The organism is Pedococcus cremeus, assembly GCF_900111375.1.
Lineage (GTDB): Bacteria > Actinomycetota > Actinomycetes > Actinomycetales > Dermatophilaceae > Pedococcus_A > Pedococcus_A cremeus.
The window spans coordinates 1-18,958 of sequence record NZ_FOHB01000007.1; the positions used below are offsets into that span (position 1 = coordinate 1).

Here is an 18,958-nt window from a genome sequence, read left to right on the forward strand (position 1 = left end):
GCGTCCGAACCTTGAGAACTCAACAGCGTGTCAAAAATCGATGCCAATTACCTCGTCTCGAGGTGGCGGCGAACCGGGCTAAAGGTCTGGGGATGCGGTCATGTCGAACGAAAATCCTTTGGTTGACAATGAATTTCTAGCAATGGCTAGTTGTTCTTGCTCAGTCAGTGAAACAACCCTTCTTGGGTAGCAGTTTCGTGGTCTTCGGGTCACGAGCTAAACATCAATGGAGAGTTTGATCCTGGCTCAGGACGAACGCTGGCGGCGTGCTTAACACATGCAAGTCGAACGGTGATCCAGGAGCTTGCTCCTGGTGATCAGTGGCGAACGGGTGAGTAACACGTGAGTAACCTGCCCCTGACTCTGGAATAACCCCGGGAAACCGGAGCTAATACCGGATATGACACCAATCCGCATGGGTATGGTGTGGAAAGTCTTTCGGTCTGGGATGGACTCGCGGCCTATCAGCTTGTTGGTGAGGTAATGGCTCACCAAGGCGACGACGGGTAGCCGGCCTGAGAGGGCGACCGGCCACACTGGGACTGAGACACGGCCCAGACTCCTACGGGAGGCAGCAGTGGGGAATATTGCACAATGGGCGAAAGCCTGATGCAGCGACGCCGCGTGAGGGATGACGGCCTTCGGGTTGTAAACCTCTTTCAGCAGGGAAGAAGCGCAAGTGACGGTACCTGCAGAAGAAGCACCGGCTAACTACGTGCCAGCAGCCGCGGTAATACGTAGGGTGCGAGCGTTGTCCGGAATTATTGGGCGTAAAGAGCTTGTAGGCGGCTTGTCGCGTCTGCTGTGAAAATCCGAGGCTCAACCTCGGACTTGCAGTGGGTACGGGCAGGCTAGAGTGTGGTAGGGGAGACTGGAATTCCTGGTGTAGCGGTGAAATGCGCAGATATCAGGAGGAACACCGATGGCGAAGGCAGGTCTCTGGGCCACTACTGACGCTGAGAAGCGAAAGCATGGGGAGCGAACAGGATTAGATACCCTGGTAGTCCATGCCGTAAACGTTGGGAACTAGGTGTGGGTCTCATTCCACGAGATCCGTGCCGCAGCTAACGCATTAAGTTCCCCGCCTGGGGAGTACGGCCGCAAGGCTAAAACTCAAAGGAATTGACGGGGGCCCGCACAAGCGGCGGAGCATGCGGATTAATTCGATGCAACGCGAAGAACCTTACCAAGGCTTGACATATGCGAGAACGCTGCAGAGATGCAGAACTCTTTGGACACTCGCATACAGGTGGTGCATGGTTGTCGTCAGCTCGTGTCGTGAGATGTTGGGTTAAGTCCCGCAACGAGCGCAACCCTCGTTCTATGTTGCCAGCACGTGATGGTGGGGACTCATAGGAGACTGCCGGGGTCAACTCGGAGGAAGGTGGGGATGACGTCAAATCATCATGCCCCTTATGTCTTGGGCTTCACGCATGCTACAATGGCCGGTACAAAGGGCTGCGAAACCGTGAGGTGGAGCGAATCCCAAAAAACCGGTCTCAGTTCGGATTGGGGTCTGCAACTCGACCCCATGAAGTCGGAGTCGCTAGTAATCGCAGATCAGCAACGCTGCGGTGAATACGTTCCCGGGCCTTGTACACACCGCCCGTCAAGTCACGAAAGTCGGTAACACCCGAAGCCGGTGGCCCAACCCCTTGTGGGAGGGAGCTGTCGAAGGTGGGACTGGCGATTGGGACTAAGTCGTAACAAGGTAGCCGTACCGGAAGGTGCGGCTGGATCACCTCCTTTCTAAGGAGCACTGGTCGCGCAAGCGATCCAGAGCCCGGTCTGTCCCCGAGTGTGGGGCAGCGGGTGCTCAAGGGTGGAACATCGATTAGTTGGCGCTGACACCGTCTCGTGTCGCAAGTACAAGCTCTTCCTCCGTCGTTGATGGGGGCAGGGCAGTGGAACGCGGTGGGGGGTGGGGGAGGCGCCTGGCACGTTGTTGGGTCCTGAAGGCTCGGGCGAAAGCCTCCTTCGGGTCGTCTTGGACGGCTTATCGGACCCTCACTGCGGTCGAACCGCCACACGGTCAGCTCCTGGTCACCTTGATGGGTGAAGAGGGGTTGGTGTGGTAGGCGCCGGTTGTGTGGGGGGCCGCCCGTTTTTTGAGAACTGCACAGTGGACGCGAGCATCTTTGTGGCTCAAGTTTTTAAGGGCACACGGTGGATGCCTTGGCACCAGGAACCGATGAAGGGCGTAGGAATCTGCGATAAGCCTCGGGGAGTCGATAACCAGACTGTGATCCGAGGATGCCCGAATGGGGAAACCCGGCTGGAGGCAAGTCCAGTCACCCTCGTCTGAACACATAGGGCGATGGGAGGGAACGTGGGGAAGTGAAACATCTCAGTACCCACAGGAAGAGAAAGCAACCGCGATTCCGTGAGTAGTGGCGAGCGAAAGCGGATCAGGCCAAACCGTATCTGTGTGATACCTGTCAGGGGTTGCAGGTACGGGGTTGTGGGACGTCTTGGTCAGCGCTGACACGCTGGCAGGGAGTTACAAATGCGTGTGATAGTCGAAGGGCATTGAAAGGCCCGGCACAGAGGGTGCTACCCCCGTAGACGAAATCGCGACGCACTCCCAAGACCCATCCCAAGTAGCACGGGGCCCGAGAAATCCCGTGTGAATCTGGCGGGACCACCCGCTAAGCCTAAATATTCCCTGGTGACCGATAGCGGACAAGTACCGTGAGGGAAAGGTGAAAAGTACCCCGGGAGGGGAGTGAAATAGATCCTGAAACCGTGTGCCTACAATCCGTCGGAGCCTCCTTGTGGGGTGACGGCGTGCCTTTTGAAGAATGAGCCTGCGAGTTAGTGCTCCGTGGCGAGGTTAACCCGTGTGGGGAAGCCGTAGCGAAAGCGAGTCCGAATAGGGCGTTTTAGTCGCGGGGTCTAGACCCGAAGCGGAGTGATCTACCCATGGCCAGGTTGAAGCGACGGTAAGACGTCGTGGAGGACCGAACCCACTTAGGTTGAAAACTGAGGGGATGAGCTGTGGGTAGGGGTGAAAGGCCAATCAAACTCCGTGATAGCTGGTTCTCCCCGAAATGCATTTAGGTGCAGCGTCACGTGTTTCTTACCGGAGGTAGAGCTACTGGATAGCTAATGGGCCTCACCAGGTTACTGACGTTAGCCAAACTCCGAATGCCGGTAAGTGAGAGCGTGGCAGTGAGACTGCGGGGGATAAGCTCCGTAGTCGAGAGGGAAACAGCCCAGACCACCAGCTAAGGTCCCTAAGCGTGTGCTAAGTGGGAAAGGATGTGGAGTTGCATTGACAACCAGGAGGTTGGCTTAGAAGCAGCCACCCTTTAAAGAGTGCGTAATAGCTCACTGGTCAAGTGATTCCGCGCCGACAATGTAGCGGGGCTCAAGCACACCACCGAAGCTGTGGCATTGACATATTTGCTCGGCACCGACACCTGCGGGTTCGGTGTCCAGGCGTGTTGATGGGTAGGGGAGCGTCGTGTGGCCAGGGAAGCGGCGGAGTGATCCAGCCGTGGAGGCCACACGAGTGAGAATGCAGGCATGAGTAGCGAATGACGGGCGAGAAACCCGTCCGCCGAATAACCAAGGGTTCCAGGGTCAAGCTAATCTGCCCTGGGTAAGTCGGGACCTAAGGCGAGGCCGACAGGCGTAGTCGATGGACATCCGGTTGATATTCCGGAACCGGCGAAGAACCGCCCATGATGAACCTAGTGATGCTAAGCGCCCGAAGCCGCCGGCACCGACCCTTCGGGGAAGGACTGGTGGTGGAGCGCGCGACCCGATCTAGTAGTAGTCAAGCGATGGAGAGACGCAGGAAGGTAGCCTCCGCGTGGCGATGGTAGTCCACGTCCAAGGGTGTAGGGAGCGACATAGGCAAATCCGTGTCGCACATATCCTGAGACCTGATAGTGACCGCGTATGCGGGAAGCAGGGTGATCCTATGCTGCCAAGAAAATCTTCTAGCGAGGTTCGAGCCGCCCGTACCCCAAACCGACTCAGGTGGTTAGGTAGAGAATACCAAGGCGATCGAGTGAATCGTGGTTAAGGAACTCGGCAAAATGCCCCCGTAACTTCGGGAGAAGGGGGGCCCGGACCCTGAAGGAGCTTGCCTCCTAGGGTGAAGGGCCGCAGAGACCAGGGAGAAGCGACTGTTTACTAAAAACACAGGTCCGTGCGAAGTCGCAAGACGATGTATACGGACTGACGCCTGCCCGGTGCTGGAAGGTTAAGAGGACCGGTTAGCTCTTCGGAGCGAAGCTGAGAATTTAAGCCCCAGTAAACGGCGGTGGTAACTATAACCATCCTAAGGTAGCGAAATTCCTTGTCGGGTAAGTTCCGACCTGCACGAATGGCGTAACGACTTCTCCACTGTCTCAACCACGAACTCGGCGAAATTGCACTACGAGTAAAGATGCTCGTTACGCGCAGCAGGACGGAAAGACCCCGGGACCTTTACTACAGCTTGGTATTGGTGTTCGGTACGGCTTGTGTAGGATAGGTGGGAGACTGTGAAGCATGCACGCCAGTGTGTGTGGAGTCAACGTTGAAATACCACTCTGGTCGTTCTGGATATCTAACCTCGGTCCGTGATCCGGATCAGGGACAGTGCCTGGTGGGTAGTTTAACTGGGGCGGTTGCCTCCTAAAAGGTAACGGAGGCGCCCAAAGGTTCCCTCAGCCTGGTTGGCAATCAGGTTTTGAGTGTAAGTGCACAAGGGAGCTTGACTGTGAGACAGGCATGTCGAGCAGGGACGAAAGTCGGGACTAGTGATCCGGCGGTGGCTTGTGGAAGCGCCGTCGCTCAACGGATAAAAGGTACCCCGGGGATAACAGGCTGATCTTGCCCAAGAGTCCATATCGACGGCATGGTTTGGCACCTCGATGTCGGCTCGTCGCATCCTGGGGCTGGAGTAGGTCCCAAGGGTTGGGCTGTTCGCCCATTAAAGCGGTACGCGAGCTGGGTTTAGAACGTCGTGAGACAGTTCGGTCCCTATCCGCTGTGCGCGTAGGAAACTTGAGAAGGGCTATCCCTAGTACGAGAGGACCGGGATGGACGAACCTCTGGTGTGTCAGTTGTCCTGCCAAGGGCACCGCTGATTAGCTACGTTCGGAAGTGATAACCGCTGAAAGCATCTAAGCGGGAAGCACGCTTCAAGATGAGGTTTCCACGGGGCTTGCCCCGAGAGGCTCCCAGCTAGACTACTGGGTTGATAGGCCAGATGTGGAAGTGCAGCAATGCATGCAGCTGACTGGTACTAATAGGCCGACAACTTGACTACACACTTCTGCTGAAAAGGCAGAGAAGATTGCTTCGCGTCCACTGTGCGGTTCCCGAGAAACGGTCGGGAACACCTGATTGACATCTCCATAGAGTTTCGGCTGTCATAGCGAAGGGGAAACGCCCGGTCCCATTCCGAACCCGGAAGCTAAGCCCTTCAGCGCCGATGGTACTGCACTGGTGACGGTGTGGGAGAGTAGGACGCAGCCGAACATACTTTGAAGAAAGGCCCCGCACTCAGTGCGGGGCCTTTCTGCATTTGCGTCATTCAATGAGGTGGCGTCATTCGATGAGGTTGGGGTGGCGCTACGTCTGCGACGGCACATGAGGAAAGGCCCGGCTCTGGTGAGCCGGGCCTTTCCTCATGTGTGGGTGCGTCAGGTCATGCGTGAATGCGTCAGGGTTGGCTGGCGCGGGTGACGAAGTCCGCGAGGTCCGCGCTCTGCTGCAGTCGGCTCGGCTCGTGCACGTACATCATGTGGCCGGCCTCGTAGTAGGCGTGCTCGATGTTGTCGACCAGGGACTGCGGCACCTGCAGGTGGGCGATGACGTCCTGCGCTGCGAAGTACGGGGTGGCGCCGTCGTGGTAGCCGTAGGCCACGTGAACCCGCAGGTGCGGGTTGGCGCGCATGGCCCGGGCCAGCTTGGGTGCGACGTTGACCGCCCGGCCCTCGAACTCCTTGTACGACCACTCCTCGTGCGCCTTGGCCGAGATCTGCACGTAGGGAAGGTCGTTCTTGTACTCGAGCTCGCTGCGCACGTAGTGGTTCCAGGCGGCGGCATACGGGCCGGCGATGGCGTCGTGGCTGGGGTCGGCGTCGTAGGCCTCGGCGAGAGCGCTGCCCAGCGGCCCGGTGAAGCGGCTGTCGAGCCGTCCGACGGCCAGGCGCTGGTCGCGCAGCAGCTCGGTGAAGAAGCGCACGTGCTCGATGCGCAGGTCGGCGCGGTCGACGTAGTCCTCGCTCAGGCCGGTGAGCCGGGCGAGGGTGGTGACGGCCTCGGCGCGCTCCGCGCGGGTGAGCCGGTTGCCGCGGGAGAGCACCCACGGGTAGTCGCGCGCGGCATACCCCTCGGCCTCAGCGAGCACGCTGCGCAGGCTCCGCCGGCCGTGCTTGCCGTGGTAGTGCGCGACGGCGGCATAGGTCGGCAGGAAGTTGGCGTACCCGCGGTCCTCCGGCTCGTGCAGGCCGATCGACCCGAGGTCGAGCACGCTGGAGATCAGCATGACGCCGTTGAGGTACATGCCGTGGCGGGTCTGCAGGTGCTCCGCCAGCGCGGCGGCTCGCAGGGTGCCGTAGGACTCGCCGGCCAGGAACTTGGGCGACATCCAGCGGTTGTGCCGGGTGGTCCACAGCCGGATCAGCTCGCCGACGCTCTCGATGTCGCCGGTGTAGCCGTGGTAGTCCTTCGTGGTCCCGCCCTCGACCGCGCGCGAGTACCCGGTGGAGACCGGGTCGATGAACACGAGGTCGCTGACCGCGAGCAGCGACTGGGCGTTGTCCTCGAGGGCGTACGGGGGAGCGAGGAGCTCGCCGACGTCGCCCATGACGACCCGCCGGGGACCGAACAGGCCGAGGTGCAGCCAGACCGAGGACGAACCCGGCCCGCCGTTGAAGGCGAACGTGACCGGGCGGTTCGTCCCGGCCGGGGCGTCGACGACGTAGGCGGTCAGGGACATCTCGGCCTTGGGCTTGAAGCCCGTGAACTTTCCGTCCTCGAAGACCTCGTCGCGCAGCACCACGCGCCCCGTGGTTGCGGTGTAGCGCAGGGTGCGGCGGCCGACCCGGAGCGTGTGCCGGGTGGTGACCACGTCGTCCTGCGGCGAGGCCGGGGTGGTCGTCACGGTGTGTCCGCCGTTCTGGTGCCCGGTGTCGTCGGGGGCCTGCCCCGTGGACGGAGCAGGTGCGGGGCGGGTGTCGGCGGTCTCGTCGGCCATGGCGGTCACCCTAGTGCGGAGCAGCCCTGCCGAGCACGGACAATAGGGACATGCGAGTGATCACGGCCAACGTCAACGGCATCCGGGCCTGCGCCCGACGCGACGGAGTGCAGTGGCTCGCCGACCAGGGGGCCGACGTGCTCTGCCTGCAGGAGGTGCGGGCCACCGACGCCCAGCTCGGCCAGGCGCTCGACGAGGCCGGCCTCGGTGGCTGGCACGTCGCGCACACCGAGGCGGCGGACAAGGGGCGCGCCGGGGTCGCCGTCATCAGCCGGCTCGAGCCGCTGCGCGTGCAGGTGGGCGTCGGACCCGAGGAGTTCGATGCGAGCGGCCGATGGGTCGAGGTCGACCTGCCCAGTCCTGCGGGCGTGGTCAGCGTCGTCTCCACCTACGTGCACACCGGGGAGGCCGACACCCCACGGCAGCTGGAGAAGTACCGCTTCCTCGACGCCGTCACTGCCCGGCTGCAGGCCTGGGCCGCCGAGGGCGCCCTGGCCGTGGTCACCGGTGACCTCAACGTCGCCCACCGCGAGGACGACCTGAAGAACTGGAAGGGCAACCTCAAGAAGGCCGGCTTCCTGCCCGAGGAGCGCGCCTACTTCGACCGATGGTTCGAGTTCGGCGACTGGGTGGACACGCACCGCGAGCTGCACGGGCCCGGGCCGGGTCCCTACACCTGGTGGTCGTGGCGAGGGAAGGCGTTCGACAACGATGCCGGGTGGCGTATCGACTACCAGCTCGCGAGCCGGGCGCTGGCGAAGACCGCGGTGGCTGCCTCCGTGGGCCGCGCCGCGGCCTACGACCAGCGGTGGAGCGACCACGCCGCGGTGACGGTCGACTACGACCTGGGCTGAGCGCGCCCCGCCGGGCCGGACGGCACGGCTTCCAGGACCTGCGGTGGCCGCCACCCGCGTGCCTCGAAGGCGCCGGCCACGGCGTCCGCCACCCGCGCCCCCTCGTCGTGGCGCACGAGGGCGATCGCGGAGCCGCCGAAGCCGCCACCGGTCATGCGGGCCCCGGCCGCGCCACAGCCGAGCGCGGTGTCGACGACGACGTCGAGCTCGGCGCACGAGACCTCGTAGTCGTCGCGCAGCGAGACGTGCGACGCGGTCATGAGCGACCCCAGGGCCGTCACGTCGGCCGAGCGCAGTGCCACGGCGGCCTCGCGCACCCGCTCGATCTCGGTGACGACGTGCCGGGTGCGACGCACCAGCACGTCGTCGGGCGCCAGGTGCTCCAGCGCGGACGACAGGTCGGGCACCGCGACGTCGCGGAGCGAGGGCACGCCCAAACGGACGGCCGCCTCCTCACAGCTGCGTCGGCGGGCGGCGTACTGTCCGTCGACGAGGGCGTGCGGCGCCCGGGTGTCGACGACCAGCACCGTCCAGCCGTCCGCGCCCACCGACCACGGCACGTGCTCCACCGTGAAGTCGCGGCAGTCCAGCAGCATCGCGTGGCCCTCACGGGCCCGCAGTGCCGCCGTCTGGTCGAGGCCACCGGTGCTCGCTCCGGCCACGACGTTCTCGGCGGTGACGCAGGCGGCCGCCAGGTCGGTGACCTCGAGCGCCGCCACCGCGGGCACGAGGTCGGCGAGCGCGACGGCGACCGAGCACTCCAGCGCCGCCGATGACGACAGCCCGCTGCCCAGCGGCACGTGGCCATCGACGACCACGTCGACACCGGGCAGGTCGATGCCCTGCCCGTGCAGGGCCCACAGGACCCCCACCACGTAGGCCGCCCAACCGTCCGGCCGTCCCGGGCCCACCTCGTCGAGCGTTCCCGCCCAGGCGTCCTCCTGCTGGAGCGAGGCCACCCGGACGAGGCGGTCGGTGCGCGGCCGCACCGCGGCATACGTGCGGTGGGGGAGGGCCATGGGCAGGCAGAGGCCCTGGTTGTAGTCGGTGTGCTCGCCGATGAGGTTGACCCGGCCCGGTGCGGCCCACACCCCTGACGGCGGCACGCCGAACCGCTGCGTGAACGCCTCGACGAGCGTGTGCGCCACCTGGGCGGAGTCGGGTGCGGGGAGCCAGAGGGGCGCCGTCACCGGCCAGCCTCGCGCGGTTCGCCCACGTCGCCCGTCTTGCCCACCTCGCGCAGCCGCGCGGCGATCCGCTCGGGCGGCACGTCGTTGACCCAGCCGCCGACGCCGGACTCGGAGCCGGCGAGGTACTTCAGCTTGCCGGGGGAGCGCAGCACCGACATCACCTGCAGGTGCAGCCGGGAGATGTCGCGGCCGACGTGCACCGGCGCCTGGTGCCAGCCGGCGATGTAAGGAAGCCGTGGGCTCTGGCCGTCGCGGGCGGGGTAGTAGCGGTCGAGCCTGCGCAACAGGTCGAGGTAGACCTCCGCGAGCTCGTCGCGCTCCTCGCCGGTCAGGGCGACGAGGTCGGGCACGTCACGGTGCGGCGCGAGGTGCACCTCGACCGGCCAGCGGGCGGCATACGGCACGTAGGCGCTCCAGTGCTCCCCCTCGAGCACCATGCGCGAGCCGTCGGCGCGCTCGGCGGCGAGGACATCGGCCCCGAGCACCCTCCCGGTGCGGTCGTGGTGGCGGCGCGCCTCGGCGAGCAGCGACTGCGTGCGCGCCGGGACGAAGGGGTAGGCGTAGATCTGCCCGTGCGGGTGGTGCAGGGTCACGCCGATCTCCTGTCCGCGGTTCTCGAACGGGAAGACGTGCTCCACCCTGGCCTGGCGCGAGAGCTCGGCGGTGCGGTCGGCCCAGGCCTCGACGACCGTGCGCGCCCGCGACGGCGTGAGGGAGGCGAAGCTGGCGTCGTGGTCGCTGGTGAAGCAGACGACCTCGCACCGGCCGTGGGCCGGCACGTGCTCGAGCAGCCCGTGCGCGGCGGCTCCCTCCTCGGCGTGGGCGGAGAAGGACGGGAAGCGGTTCTCGAAGACGACCACGTCGTAGTCAGCCTCGGGGATCTCCGAGGGCACGGTGCCGCGGCCCGTGGGGCAGAGGGGGCACTCGTTCTTCGGCGGCAGGAAGGTGCGGTTGAGCCGGTGCCCGGCGATGGCGACCCAGTCGCCGGTCAGGGGGTCGCGGCGCAGCTGGCCGGCGAGGGCCCGCTCGCCGAGGTCGCGGGAGTCCTCCGCGGTCCTCGGCGCGGACGCCCGGTCGTCGTAGTAGAGGATCTCGCGCCCGTCGGCGAGCAGCCGGCGGGTGCGGCGGATGGTGGGGGTCGCCTGGGTCATGCCGTGCGTCCCTGCCCGGCCGCCTCCGGCAGCGGCGGTGCCACGACGAGCTCACCGACGAGGTCCTTCAGCGTGGTCCGGGCCCGCTCGGAGAGGCCGCTGTCGGTGACCAGCTGGTCGACCTCGCTGAGCTCGGTGATGGTGCTGAGCCCTACGGTGCCCCACTTGGTGTGGTCGGCGAGCACGCACAGCCGACGGGCGGTCTCGATCATGGCGCGGTTGGTCTCCGCCTCCACGAGGTTCGGGGTGGTCAGCCCGGCGCGGGCGTCCATGCCGTGCACGCCGAGGAAGAGGCGGTCGACGTGCAGCATGCGCAGGGCCGACACCGCCACGGGTCCGACGAGCGCGTCGGACGGCGTGCGCACCCCGCCGGTGAGCACCACCGTCTGGCCCGGGGTGCCCGACTCGTGGAGCAGCTGCGCCACCGGGATGGAGTTGGTGACGACGGTCAGGTCGGGCACGCCCCGCACGGCACGGGCGAACTCGTACGTCGTGGTGCCCGCGGAGATGCCGATCGAGGCGCCCGGCTCGACCAGGGCGGCGGCCGCGGCGGCGATGGCCTCCTTCTCGCGGGTCATGAGCGCGGACTTCGCTGAGAAACCCGGCTCCTCGCTGCTGCGCCCGCCGACCGCCATCGCCCCGCCGTGCACCCGCTCGACGAGGCCCTCGCGGGCCAGCTGCTCGATGTCGCGGCGCACCGTCATGTCGGAGACGCCGAGGTGCTGCACGAGGTCGGCGACGCGGACGGCGCCGGACTCGGCGACGAGGGCGGCGATGGTGGCCCGGCGCTGGCTGGCGAGCATCTCTCAGCCCTCTCGCACGACGGCGACGTCGCCGGGCTCGAGCCGCACACCGTCGACGGGTCGGTCGGCGACGAGGTCGTGTCCGGACGCGTTCACGGACTGGGGCTGGTCGGTGTGGTTGGCCAGGAAGAGCCAGGACCCGTGCCCGCTCCTGCGCCGGACGGCCTCGACGCCGGGTGGGACCTCGGCCGCGGGCGTGACCCCGCCGGCGTCGAGGACCTGCCCGAGCAGCGCGTTGAAGGTGGCGTCGTCGGGGAGCGTGCTGAGGTACCACGCAGCCCCCCGGCCCTCGGCGCGGCGGGTGGTGCAGGGCCGGCCCCGCAGCGGGCCCGCGGCATACCGGTCGAGGACCTCGGCGTCGACGGCGGTGAGGTCCTCGCTCCACAGGTGGCCCGAGCCGGAGCCGAGGGCGACGGTCTCGCCGGGCATGAGGGGGAAGAACTCCTCGACGCGCACACCGAGCACGTCGCGGAAGGCGCCGGGGTAGCCGCCGAGGTGGACGTGGTCGTGCTCGTCGCTGATGCCGGAGAAGAAGGTCACGAGCACCTGGGCGCCCGCCTCGGCCGCGGCCGCGACGGCGGCCGCGTGCTCGTCGGTGACCAGGTAGAGGGTGGGCACGACCACCACCCGGTAGGCCGTGAGGTCGGCCGACGGGTGCACCACGTCGGCGACGACGCCGCGGTCGCGGAGGAGCCGGTGGACCGTGTGGGCGACCGCCGGGTACTCCAGTGCCGAGGACGGCATGGCGGGGCCGGACGCCGCCCAGCCGGCCTGGTAGTCCCAGAGGATCGCGACGTCGGCCTCGACGGTGGAGCCGCGCAGCTCACCGAGCCGCTCCAGCACCTCGCCGAGCCGGCACACCTCCCGGAAGCGCGCGCTGTCGGGTCCGGCGTGCGGCACCAGGGCGGAGTGGAACTTCTCCGAGCCCGCCCGCGACTGCCGCCACTGGAAGTAGCCGACCGTGTCGGCGCCCCGGGCCACGTGGGCGAGGCTGTCGCGCAGCGTCTGCCCGGGAGCCTTGGCCGGGTTCACCGGCTGCCAGTTCACCGCGCTCGTGGAGTGCTCCATGAGCATCCACGGCTGCCCTCCCGCCAGGCCGCGGGTGAGGTCACCGCTGAAGGCGAGCTCCGCGGCCGGGTGCTCGAGCGTGTTGACGACGTAGTGGTCGGTGCTGACGACGTCCTGCTCCGGCGCCCACTGGTGGTAATCGAGCAGGTCGAAGTGGGCGAGCGTCATGAAGTTGGTCGTGACGGGGACGCCGGGGGAGCGCTCGGTCAGCACGGCCTTCTCGGCACGGTAGAAGTCGAGCAGGGTGTCGGACCCGAAGCGCGCGTAGTCGAGCTGGTGCGTCGGGTTGGCGAAGGTCGTCGTGCGCCGCGGCGGCAGCACCTGGTCCCAGTCGGTGTAGCGCTGGCTCCAGAAGGCCGTGCCCCAGGCGTCGTTGAGGCCCTCGAGGCCGTCGTAGCGCCCGCGCAGCCACCGGCGGAAGGCAGCGGCGCAGGTGTCGCAGTAGCAGGGGAGGTTGTGGCAGGCGTACTCGTTGGAGACGTGCCACATCGCCAGGGCCGGGTGCTCGTGGTAGCGCTCGGCGAGAGCGGCGGTCAGCGCGAGGGCGTGCTCGCGGTAGACCGGCGAGCTCGGGCACCAGGCCTGCCGGCTGCCCGGCCAGAGGGTGTGGCCGTCGCGGTCGACCGGCAGGATCTCGGGGTAGGCGGCCGAGAGCCAGGGCGGCGGGGTGGCCGTGGCGGTGGCGAGGTCGACCGCGATGCCGGCCTCGTGCAGCAGGTCCATGACCTCGTCGAGCCAGCCGAAGTCGTACTCGCCCTTGGCCGGCTCGAGCCAGGACCAGGAGAAGACGCCGAGGGTCACGAAGGAGACCCGGGCGCGCCGCATCAGCTCGATGTCCTCCCGCCAGGTCGCGCGGGGCCACTGCTCGGGGTTGTAGTCGCCACCGAAGGCGATGCGGTCTGCTGGCCAAGGGCGCATGGGGGACAGTGTTGACCCCGTTCCGCACAGATGTCAACAGAACTCAACATCCCCGCGAGGGTCCTCGAACTGGCCGCGGGCCACCGCTCGCGGTGGGTGGCGGCGACAACCGGCGCCACGGCCCGTCCAGCCCAATTGGGCTGGGCCGGTGCGGCTTTCGGCGAGAACTTGCGCAGCCTGAAGAGGAATGCGTGGGTGGCGGAGCCCGGCCGCCCAGTCCGCGACAAGGGTCTTGACAGCGCGACGCCGGACCTTCATCCTCGTTCGTTAATGGTGGTTTTTGATCGAACTTGTTGAGCGACGCGAGACCACCGGACCCCCTGCTCCGCTGCGTGCACCTGCGTGCACCCATGCCCGTCAAAGGAGACGACATGCCGCGCCCCGCCACCCAGGACGAGTACCTCGCCAGCCTCGTGCCCGACTCCGTCAAGGGCGTCTCACGCCGGACCCTGCTGCGCGGCGCCCTCGGTGCCGGCGCGCTCCTCGCCACCCCGTCGCTGCTCGCGGCCTGTGGTGGCGGCAGCAGCTCCAGCGGCAGCTCGGCGACCGGGACGGTGACCCTCGGGTCCAACCAGTCCGACGCCGTGCCGAAGGCCGCCGTGCAGAGCATGGTCAACGCCTTCCAGAAGGCGAACTCCGGGCTGACCGTGAAGATCAACACGATCGACCACAACTCGTTCCAGGAGAACATCAACAACTACCTGCAGGGCTCGCCGGACGACGTCTTCTCCTGGTTCGCCGGCTACCGCATGCGCTTCTTCGCCAAGCGCGACCTCGCCGGCGACATCTCCGACGCCTGGAAGGGCATGTCGGGGATGACCGACGCCTTCAAGAAGGCCTCCACCGGCGACGACGGCAAGCAGTACTTCATGCCGGCCACCTACTACCCGTGGGCGATGTTCTACCGCAAGAGCGTCTTCCAGAAGCACGGCTACGAGGTGCCCAAGACCCTCGACGATCTGCGCACCCTCGGCGCACAGATGAAGAAGGACGGCCTGGTGCCGATCGCCTTCGGGGACAAGGACGGCTGGCCGGCCATGGGCACCTTCGACCAGCTCAACCTGCGGGTCAACGGCTACGACTTCCACGTCAGCCTGATGGCCGGCCGGGAGCCCTGGAACAGCGACAAGGTCAAGAAGGTCTTCGACACCTGGGCCGGCCTGCTCGACCTGCACCAGCCCGACGCCCTCGGCCGCACCTGGCAGGAGGCCGCCCAGACCCTGCAGCAGGGCAAGGCCGGTACCTACCTGCTCGGCTCCTTCGTGGCCCAGCAGTTCAAGCAGGGCGCGGAGCAGGACGACCTGGACTTCTTCGGCTTCCCCGAGGTCGACTCGACCATCGGTGCCGACGCGGTCGAGGCGCCCATCGACGGCTACATGATGTCCAAGCGGCCCAAGAACGAGGCCGGGGCGCTGAAGATGCTCAGCTACATCGGCTCCCCGGAGGCGCAGAACGTGCTCGTCAAGGCCGACCCGAGCGTGGTGGCCTCGAATGGCAAGGCCGACACCTCCGGTTACACCGCGCTGCAGAAGAAGTCGGCCGAGTTCGTGGCCTCCGCCAAGTCGATCGCGCAGTTCATGGACCGCGACACCCGCCCCGACTTCGCGTCGACGGTGATGATCCCGGCGATCCAGCAGTTCCTCAAGAACCCCAAGGACATCGACGGGCTGGTCAACAGCATCGAGAAGCAGAAGCAGAGCATCTTCGCCAGCTGACCGCTGCCGACGACGACCGAGGAAAGCTCCATGGCCAAGTACAAGGGAATCAACCAGCTCTCCGGCCTGGACCGGGTGGTGGTCGGCCTCATGGTCGTCGTGCCGACGCTGCTGGTGGTGTGGCTGGTCTGGGCGCCGGCGATCGGGTCGGTGCTGCTGTCCTTCACCAACTGGGACGGTGTCGGCCCGATCTCGGACGCGAAGTTCATCGGCATCCAGAACTACCGCGACGTGGTGAGCATCTACCCGCCGTTCTGGCCGGCGGTGCAGCACAACCTCATCTGGCTGGCGGTGATGTTCCTCGTGGCCACCCCGTTCGGCATGTTCCTCGCGGTGCTGCTCGACCGCGAGCTGCGCGGGACGCGGGTCTACCAGACGGCGATCTACCTGCCGGTGGTGCTCTCGCTGGCCCTGGTCGGCTTCATCTGGCAGCTGATCTACAGCCGCGACCAGGGGCTCATCAACCAGGTCACCGGCAGCACCATCGACTGGTACGGCGACCCGAGGTACAACCTGTGGGCCGCGCTGGTCGCCTCGAGCTGGCGGCACGTCGGCTACGTGATGCTGCTCTACCTGGCCGGCCTCAAGGGCGTCGACCCGTCCCTGCGCGAGGCCGCGAAGGTCGACGGCGCCAACGAGCGGACGACCTTCTTCAAGGTGGTGTTCCCGGTGATGGCCCCGATCAACATCATCGTCCTCGTCATCACGGTCATCGAGTCGCTGCGCGCGTTCGACCTTGCCTGGGTGATCAACAAGGGCCGCAACGGGCTCGAGCTGCTGGGCACGCTCGTGACGTCGAACGTCGTGGGCGAGGCGAGCCGGATCGGCTTCGGCTCGGCCATCGCCACGATCATGCTCGTCCTCTCCTCGTTCTTCGTGGCCCTGTACATCCGCTACATCATGAGGGAGCAGCAATGACCGCCACCGCCCACCAGGCGAACGACGCGCCCCGGCAGGTGAGCACCCGCAACCCGGTGACTGCGCGTCGCACCAGCAGCGGCCGCCGGAGCAGGCGCGGACGCCTGGCCGTGCAGGGCTTCCTCGCCCTCGTCGCGGTCCTGTGGATCTTCCCCGTCGGCTACGCGGTGCTGGCCAGCTTCCGCGACTACTCCTACACGGCGCAGCACGGCTACCTCTCGTTCGGCGGCTTCACCCTGCAGAACTACAAGGACGCCTGGGCGCAGGCGAACTTCTCGCAGACGATGGTGAACTCGGCGATCGTGACCATCCCCGCGGTGGCCCTGACGCTGTTCCTGTCGTGCTGCGTGGCGTTCGTCGTGGCGCGCTTCTCGTTCAAGTTCAACCTCGCGCTGCTCGGCCTGTTCACCGCCGCGAACCTGCTGCCCCCGCAGGCGCTGCTGATCCCGGTCTACCGGATGTTCCGGTCGATCGAGGTGCCCTTCTGGTTCAGCGAGTCGGGCACCCTGCTCAACAGCTACTGGGGCCTCATCGCGGTCAACGTCGCGTTCCAGACCGGCTTCTGCGCGTTCGTGCTGTCCAACTACATGAAGGCGCTGCCGCGCGAGCTCTACGAGTCGGCCGTCGTCGACGGCGCCGGGGTGCTGCGCCAGTTCTTCCAGCTGACCCTGCCGCTGTGCCGACCGGCGCTCGCCGCCCTGGCCACCCTCGAGGTCACCTGGATCTACAACGAGTTCTTCTGGGCGACGGTGCTGCTGCAGTCCGGCGACAAGTACCCGGTGACCAGCTCGCTGAACAACCTGCGCGGCGAGTTCTTCACCGACAACAACCTGGTCGCGGCCGGCTCGGTCGTCATCGCGCTCCCGACGCTCATCGTGTTCTTCGTGCTGCAGAAGCAGTTCGTCGCCGGCCTCACCCTGGGAGCCACCAAGGGATGACGTCCTCCTCCGCCGCCCACACCACCGACCTCACCGACAATCCCGACCTCACGGTCCTGCGGGCCGCGGGCACCGCGCTGGTCCTCGACACCCGTGGCCCCGACCTGCCACGCGTGCTCCACTGGGGCGCCGACCTGCCCGACGAGGCCGTGCGTGCGCTGCCGCTGCTCGCGCAGGGTCCCGTGCCGCCCAGCGCGCTCGACCGGCCGTGGCCGCTCACGGTGCTGCCCACCGACGCCGACGGCTGGCTGGGCACGCCCGGGTATGCCGCGCACCGCGGCGGGCGCGCGACCGCACCGAGGTTCGCGGTCACCTCCACCACCGCGACGGTCGACAGCGTGGAGGTGGTCCTGGGGGCCGACGGCGCCGAGGTCACCCTCGTCTACCGGCTCGACGAGCACGGCGTGCTGACCGCCTCCGCCGCGGTGGCGAGCACCGTCGAGCCCGACGGGCCCGAGCTGGTGCTCGACCTCGCGGCCCTGCGGGTGCTGCTGCCCGTACCCTCGCGCGCCACCGAGGTGCTCGACCTGACCGGCCGCTGGTGCCGGGAGCGCTCGCCCCAGCGCCGGGCGCTGACCGATGGCACGCACCTGCGCGCCTCGCGGCGTGGTCGGACGGGACACGACGCCACCCTGCTGCTCTCCGTCGGCACACCGGGCTTCGGCTTCCGCGCGGGCGAGGTGTGGTCGGTGCACGTGGCGTGGAGCGGCGGCCACGAGCACCTGGTGGAGCGCCTGCCGGAGGGCGCGGGCATGCACGCGGCCGTGCTGGGTGGCGGTGAGCTGCTCGAGCCCGGCGAGGTCCGGCTCGGTCCCGGTGAGCGGTATGCCGCGCCCGACGTGGTGTTCGTCCACTCGGCCGAGGGGCTGGACGGCATCTCGCGACGGCTGCACCGCGCCCAGCGGGCCACGGCCACCCGCGCGCGCCGTCCCCGCCCGCTGGTGCTCAACACGTGGGAGGCGGTCTACTTCGACCACGACCTCGGGCGGCTCCGCGAGCTGGCCGACACCGCCGCCGCCATCGGGGTGGAGCGGTTCGTGCTCGACGACGGCTGGTTCGGCGGTCGTCGCCACGACAGGGCCGGCCTGGGCGACTGGTGGGTCTCGCCGGAGGCGTGGCCCGACGGGCTCGGCCCGATCGTCGAGCACGTCAAGGACCTCGGCATGGAGTTCGGCCTCTGGTTCGAGCCGGAGATGGTCAACGCCGACTCCGACCTCGTCCGGCAGCACCCCGACTGGGTCCTCGGCCCGCGGGCCGGCCACCCCCGCGAGTGGCGCCACCAGCAGGTGCTCGACCTCGCCAACCCCGAGGCCGCGGCACACGTCGAGCGGCAGATCAGCACGCTGGTCTCCGAGCTCGGCATCGACTTCATCAAGTGGGACCACAACCGCGACCTGCACGAGGCCGTGCGTCCCGGCGACGAGGGCGAGGCCGGCGACCGCCCGGCGGTGCACACGCAGACGGCCGCCTTCTACGACCTGCTCGACCGCCTCCGGGCGACCCACCCCGGCCTCGAGGTCGAGTCGTGCGCCAGCGGCGGCGCGCGGGTGGACCTGGGTGTGCTGGCCCGCACCGACCGGGTGTGGACCAGCGACTGCAACGACGCCCTCGAGCGTGCCCAGATCCAGCGCTGGACCTCGCTGCTGGTGCCCGCGGAGGTGATGGGCACCCACGTCGGGCCGCCCACCGCCCACACGACGCACCGCAGCCTCGACCTCGGCTTCCGCACGCTGATGGCACTGCAGGGACACGCCGGCCTCGAGTGGGACATCACGACGTGCGACGCCTCGGAGCGGGAGGCCCTGACCCGGTGGTCGGCGCTCTACCGCGAGCTGCGGCCACTGCTGCACGGCGGCGACCTCGTGCGGGCCGACCTGCCCGCCGAGGAGGGCCTGCTCGTCACCGGGACGGTGGCGGCGGACGGCGCGCACGCGGCATACACGGTGGTGCGCACGCACACGGGGCCCCGGGCGGTGCCCGGGCTGGTGCCCCTGCCGGGGCTCGACCCCGAGCGGGAGTACACCGTGCGGGTGCGGCCCGAGGCGGGGCTGCCGCACACGGTGCAGACCGCGCCGCCGGTCTGGTGGGCGGACGCGCTGGGTGACGGCCTGCGGCTGAGCGGTGCCGTGCTGGGGACGGTCGGGCTCCCGCTGCCGGTGCTGGCCCCGGCCCAGGGACTCCTGCTCCACCTCACCTGACACA

At 67.5% G+C, this 18,958-nt stretch carries 10 protein-coding genes and 3 rRNA genes; 8 read left to right on the forward strand and 5 right to left on the reverse strand.

The features are described from left to right. Positions 1–223 precede the first annotated feature (223 nt). The 3 genes from BMW78_RS13910 to rrf all read left to right on the forward strand — a co-directional run bounded on the left by BMW78_RS13910 (position 224) and on the right by rrf (position 5,478). A 16S ribosomal RNA gene (locus tag BMW78_RS13910) occupies positions 224–1,749 on the forward strand. Positions 1,750–2,143: 394 nt separating this feature from the next. Continuing rightward, positions 2,144–5,266 (forward strand): 23S ribosomal RNA (locus BMW78_RS13915). A gap of 95 nt (positions 5,267–5,361) precedes the next feature. Further along, positions 5,362–5,478, forward strand: a 5S ribosomal RNA gene (gene rrf / locus BMW78_RS13920). The 16S, 23S and 5S rRNA genes sit together here, the layout of an rRNA operon. A gap of 184 nt (positions 5,479–5,662) precedes the next feature. Here rrf and BMW78_RS13925 read toward each other — a convergent pair. After that, complete coding sequence (locus tag BMW78_RS13925; RefSeq protein ID WP_091761012.1) at positions 5,663–7,201, reverse strand: S10 family peptidase; 1,539 nt, start codon at positions 7,199–7,201, stop codon at positions 5,663–5,665. A gap of 50 nt (positions 7,202–7,251) precedes the next feature. Here BMW78_RS13925 and BMW78_RS13930 point away from each other — a divergent pair, with 50 nt between their 5' ends. After that, on the forward strand, positions 7,252–8,055 hold the full coding sequence (locus tag BMW78_RS13930) for an exodeoxyribonuclease III (protein WP_091761015.1): 804 nt from the start codon (positions 7,252–7,254) through the stop codon (positions 8,053–8,055). Here BMW78_RS13930 and galK read toward each other — a convergent pair. The 4 genes from galK to BMW78_RS13950 are packed head-to-tail and all read right to left on the reverse strand — an operon-like array spanning position 8,040 to position 13,185. Continuing rightward, complete coding sequence (gene galK, locus BMW78_RS13935; RefSeq protein ID WP_091761018.1) at positions 8,040–9,245, reverse strand: galactokinase; 1,206 nt, start codon at positions 9,243–9,245, stop codon at positions 8,040–8,042. The two genes, BMW78_RS13930 and galK, sit on opposite strands and share 16 nt — an antisense overlap. Then, positions 9,242–10,396: a galactose-1-phosphate uridylyltransferase gene (galT, locus tag BMW78_RS13940; protein WP_218144362.1), complete on the reverse strand. Its 1,155-nt coding sequence runs from the start codon at positions 10,394–10,396 to the stop codon at positions 9,242–9,244. The genes galK and galT overlap by 4 nt, the downstream gene beginning before the upstream one ends. After that, positions 10,393–11,199, reverse strand: a complete 807-nt coding sequence (locus BMW78_RS13945; protein WP_091761021.1) for a DeoR/GlpR family DNA-binding transcription regulator — start codon at positions 11,197–11,199, stop codon at positions 10,393–10,395. The genes galT and BMW78_RS13945 overlap by 4 nt, the downstream gene beginning before the upstream one ends. 3 nt (positions 11,200–11,202) lie before the next feature. After that, positions 11,203–13,185, reverse strand: coding sequence for a beta-galactosidase (locus BMW78_RS13950; protein ID WP_091761025.1), 1,983 nt, complete (start codon positions 13,183–13,185; stop codon positions 11,203–11,205). A gap of 371 nt (positions 13,186–13,556) precedes the next feature. Here BMW78_RS13950 and BMW78_RS13955 point away from each other — a divergent pair, with 371 nt between their 5' ends. From BMW78_RS13955 to BMW78_RS13970, 4 genes are read left to right on the forward strand one after another with little or no spacing between them, the layout of a single operon-like run. Continuing rightward, positions 13,557–14,900: an ABC transporter substrate-binding protein gene (locus BMW78_RS13955; RefSeq protein ID WP_091761028.1), complete on the forward strand. Its 1,344-nt coding sequence runs from the start codon at positions 13,557–13,559 to the stop codon at positions 14,898–14,900. A gap of 30 nt (positions 14,901–14,930) precedes the next feature. Further along, the gene (locus BMW78_RS13960) at positions 14,931–15,818 is read left to right on the forward strand and encodes a carbohydrate ABC transporter permease (protein ID WP_091761031.1); all 888 of its coding nucleotides are present in this window, start codon (positions 14,931–14,933) and stop codon (positions 15,816–15,818) included. Beyond that, the gene (locus BMW78_RS13965) at positions 15,815–16,756 is read left to right on the forward strand and encodes a carbohydrate ABC transporter permease (RefSeq protein WP_177180397.1); all 942 of its coding nucleotides are present in this window, start codon (positions 15,815–15,817) and stop codon (positions 16,754–16,756) included. The genes BMW78_RS13960 and BMW78_RS13965 overlap by 4 nt, the downstream gene beginning before the upstream one ends. Further along, positions 16,753–18,954, forward strand: a complete 2,202-nt coding sequence (locus BMW78_RS13970; RefSeq protein WP_091761034.1) for an alpha-galactosidase — start codon at positions 16,753–16,755, stop codon at positions 18,952–18,954. Before BMW78_RS13965 ends, BMW78_RS13970 begins: the two co-directional genes overlap by 4 nt. Positions 18,955–18,958 lie beyond the last annotated feature (4 nt).